This is a genomic window from uncultured Ruminococcus sp., from assembly GCF_934476685.1.
In the GTDB taxonomy this organism is placed as follows: domain Bacteria; phylum Bacillota; class Clostridia; order Oscillospirales; family Ruminococcaceae; genus Hominimerdicola.
The window spans coordinates 1-3,683 of the sequence record NZ_CAKSNX010000035.1; the positions used below are offsets into that span (position 1 = coordinate 1).

Annotated in this window: 3 protein-coding genes; all 3 read right to left on the bottom strand. The window is 36.1% G+C overall.

Annotated elements, in window-relative coordinates; genetic code table 11:
* Window positions 1–53 precede the first annotated feature (53 nt).
* Genes Q0E19_RS11660 through Q0E19_RS11670 form a run of 3 tightly spaced genes read right to left on the bottom strand, consistent with a single transcriptional unit; the run spans window position 54 to window position 3,586 of the window.
* A complete protein-coding gene (locus tag Q0E19_RS11660) occupies window positions 54–1,277 on the bottom strand; it encodes an O-antigen ligase family protein (RefSeq protein ID WP_294409702.1) in 1,224 nt (407 codons plus the stop codon).
* A 9-nt stretch (window positions 1,278–1,286) separates the two neighbouring features.
* A complete protein-coding gene (locus tag Q0E19_RS11665; RefSeq protein WP_294409703.1) occupies window positions 1,287–2,408 on the bottom strand; it encodes a glycosyltransferase family 4 protein in 1,122 nt (373 codons plus the stop codon).
* Entirely contained in the window at window positions 2,408–3,586 is a 1,179-nt protein-coding gene (locus tag Q0E19_RS11670) for a Coenzyme F420 hydrogenase/dehydrogenase, beta subunit C-terminal domain (RefSeq protein WP_294409704.1), read from the bottom strand. Before Q0E19_RS11670 ends, Q0E19_RS11665 begins: the two co-directional genes overlap by 1 nt.
* Window positions 3,587–3,683 lie beyond the last annotated feature (97 nt).

The following is a 3,683-nucleotide window of genomic DNA, read 5'->3' on the forward strand; positions in this document are numbered from 1 at the left end:
CTACATCTTCCAGTGCCTTGTGAACCACACCAACCGCTATCGAATCAATGTTTTCAAATTTTTGTCATATACTTAGATTTCATATTTAATTTAGACGATTTCAACATTAGAGCTAAAGCAATAAAGATAAGTACCTCTCCTGTCAGATAAGATGTGTTATGCGTAAAACCATATAACATCGCGTTTATAACTGCTATTGAACAGAAGATCATATATCTATTTTGTCCGGCGATATTTAACCCTTCTATAAAAGTTTTTATTCCAGATATTAAGGTTTTGCATATGAGTATCATCATTGTAATGAAACCAAAGAAACCTGCGAATATCCAAGAATCCAAGGCTACATTATGAGATGATAATCCTGCCATTCTTTGGAAGGACATAGGTCCTCCGAGAATTGGATGTTTAGGAATGAACTCTAACGCATGTTTATATAAATCACTTCTCGCATCATCCGTTGTTTGTGATAAACGGCCAAGGTCGATATTATCAAAATTGAAGTTATCTACAAACAATACCGCAAGAACACCTAAAACAACAAATACTATCGCACTCTTTTTTATAGCGACGAACAGATAAACAGCTAAACAAAACATGAGAAGATAAAATGCTGCCCTTTGTTGTGTCATAAAACAAGCAACCAATGCGAAGCCAAATGACATCAAAGCATAAATCTTTGTAATAAGGTTTGAACGATCATCTACAAGACATAGAGACAAAGGTGCTAATATGGCTATTGCGAATGCATTACGAACTACATCCCCAAAGATACCTGGAGTACGACTATATCCCAATAAAAAATTATGAGTTTCTGTAAAGTCGATATTTTCCTGAACATCACCAAAAAACATACCTATCGACCATCCTATATCATTCCCAATAAATTGAAGGATTGTAACCACACTATTAAACAACATTATACCTGTCAATAAAATTATTGTTTTTTTTAAATCCTGAGCGGTGTTTAAATAATGTTCGATAGAAAAAAAAGCCACTATTGAAACCAAATGATACGCTAGTAATTTCTTAAAGAACTGATACTCAATAATCTCACCATTCAATAATTGAGCAAGGCCCATCAATATTAGGAAGAAAACATATATATTTAATTGACCATGATCAATTGATATGATATTTTTTCCACCTTTTGTGCTTTTATAGAATAAGAATAGCATCATAGCTATAGTAACATATACTCTGATAGAGAATGGGCCAATAGCTACTGATCCCAATAGAATAATGGAAATAAGGAATGTAAAGAAGAACAGCATAATCATTTTTTATGTTCATTTATACAATACATCTATTATTTTGGACCATGATTTTTGCCATTTATTTAAAGAGAAAGAGCATGAAACAGTTTGGTAACCTCTTTCTGAGATTGTCATACGAAGTTCATCTTCCTCAATGAGTTTCTTAATGGCTAAATATAGGGCATCACAATCACCTGCAGGTACAATCAATCCATTATAGTTGTCTAGTATGATATTTGTTAGACCTCCCACGTCTGTACAAATTACAGCACATTTTGCTGCCATTGCTTCTAATATAGAAAGAGATGTTCCCTCTGAACCTATTGTTGGGACAACAGCAATATCCATATTCTGATGTATTAGCAAACTATCTTCACTGGAATATCTTATAAACTCAACTTTATCAAATTTGCTAAGGCGATCTTTCATCCATTTTTCATCTGGCCCATCTCCTGCAATTGTGACATAAACATTAGGGAACTCAGCTAATAGTCTTTCAACTGCTTTACAAAATATTCGAGTCCCTCTATATTCCCATAGTCTTCTTGCAAATATAATTCTAATCGCACTATTATCTTTATCACAGTATTGTGCACTAGGAATTTCTGAGAAATTCGGTATGCAAGTTAACTTCACTTTTGGGAAGGCGACCAAAGCTCTGTACCAATTTATATAATTATAATCAACGCATACTAAAGTATTGACTTTATTGACTTTTTTAATGTTGTTTAGACCTTTATATGCTTTGTATACATAATAGATCCAATATCTAATACTGCCATAATCGGTATGGCAAGGAACATCCCATGGTATCCCATGTTGAATGGCTACGCATCTGAACCCACTGTTATTAACAATCCAGAACTCGCTACCAAAGATTATTAAGTCATCTTTTAAGCTTGCATTTTTCTTTACCTCATTAAACAAGAAAAATGGCATATTAGATTTCTTTCCACTATACTTAAATCCAAATATTTTGCAGTTATTGTATTGTTTTTGAAAACTAATATTTGCTATATGATATATACATACATCAAAACCCTTATTTAAGAGCAGTATTGAAAGGTTAGAAAAGTACGTCTGCATACCTCCTATGGTGATATTTGTTCCATCTAAGGAAAAATACCTATCACAAATTATATGAGCTGTTTTCATTATTTTATTACTTTAATTAGAATTTTTCGAACAAATACTGGCAATTTGGTAAATAAAACCGATTTCATAGTTTTGTTGTTTACAACAAAACCTTCTGTCCATTTCCCTATAGTTCCGTCTTCGTCCTTCACAAATTCCTCAAAGAACTTGTCGCGTTCTTCCGAAAACCAAGTGTGACGGTCAAAGAGAGGATTGTATTTTACAATATCCTCAATCGTGACTTGCTGCATCGCCATTTGCCTTTTCAACTGCGGAATGACAGAAATGGCTTTCTCGCTGTTAGCAACAATGGTTGAGTAGTTTTTCTTCGTGCCTAACAAATCTGGGAAAACTTTGGTCAAACCTTTGAAGTCGGCGATGGTGAAATCACCTGGACGCTTATTCCGCCCTCGATACTTGCAGTTCTCTCCACATGACGGGCGCAGGCATGTCTGCTTCAGGAAAAGCTGTATGTAAGGGTCTTGGGTTACGTATTCCGATTTGTTATCGAATGTTAATAAAGTAAGGTGATCTGTTTCGTGTACCTTTCTTTTAGCTCGGAAAGCGTATGATTTCAAGGGCATTCCAGCCTGCTTGCTGATAGCCCTTGTGCAGGCTTCAAATACAGCAGGACTACCCACTCCATGACATATCAAGTCGATGGTAAGCAAGTTGTCATAATCCTTACGCAGGAAGGACCGAAGGCCGCTAACCTGGCAAGGGGTGCCACAAAAAATCACCTTGCCCGTTTTGAGGTAGTCGCGAATTTCGCGGAATGTGTCCTCGATATGGCTTGACACATACTTGGAGTTGCACAAGGGCTTAATGTTTTCCACCCCAACGATGCCTATATGGTGTACGTATAGCCCATCCCATGCAGCTCCCACAACAAGCGTCTTGTCATCTCCCCATGCACGACATATCTCTGAGAATGCACCTCCTGAGGCACTCCGGTGCCATATGGAATAGTCTTTGGTAACGGCACAAAATGCCTGCTGATCAACTTGTACTAGAAATGTTTTATGAATAGGACATACCTTTTCACACAGCCCGCAGTTAATGCAGTTCTCTGGCGATGAGATCTGAGGATAGTCAAAGCCTTCCTCGTCTCTCAACATTGTGATACAATGCTTCGGACATACAGAATAACAAGCCGCACAACCGCTGCAATTTTTCTTTTCAGGATTAAATGATAGCATCTTAGTATATGACAAAAATAAAAAATATTTGTTATAATCTGTTGATTATTAAGTAATTACTATTGCAAAAGACCTTAAAATTTCGTAACTTTAAGGT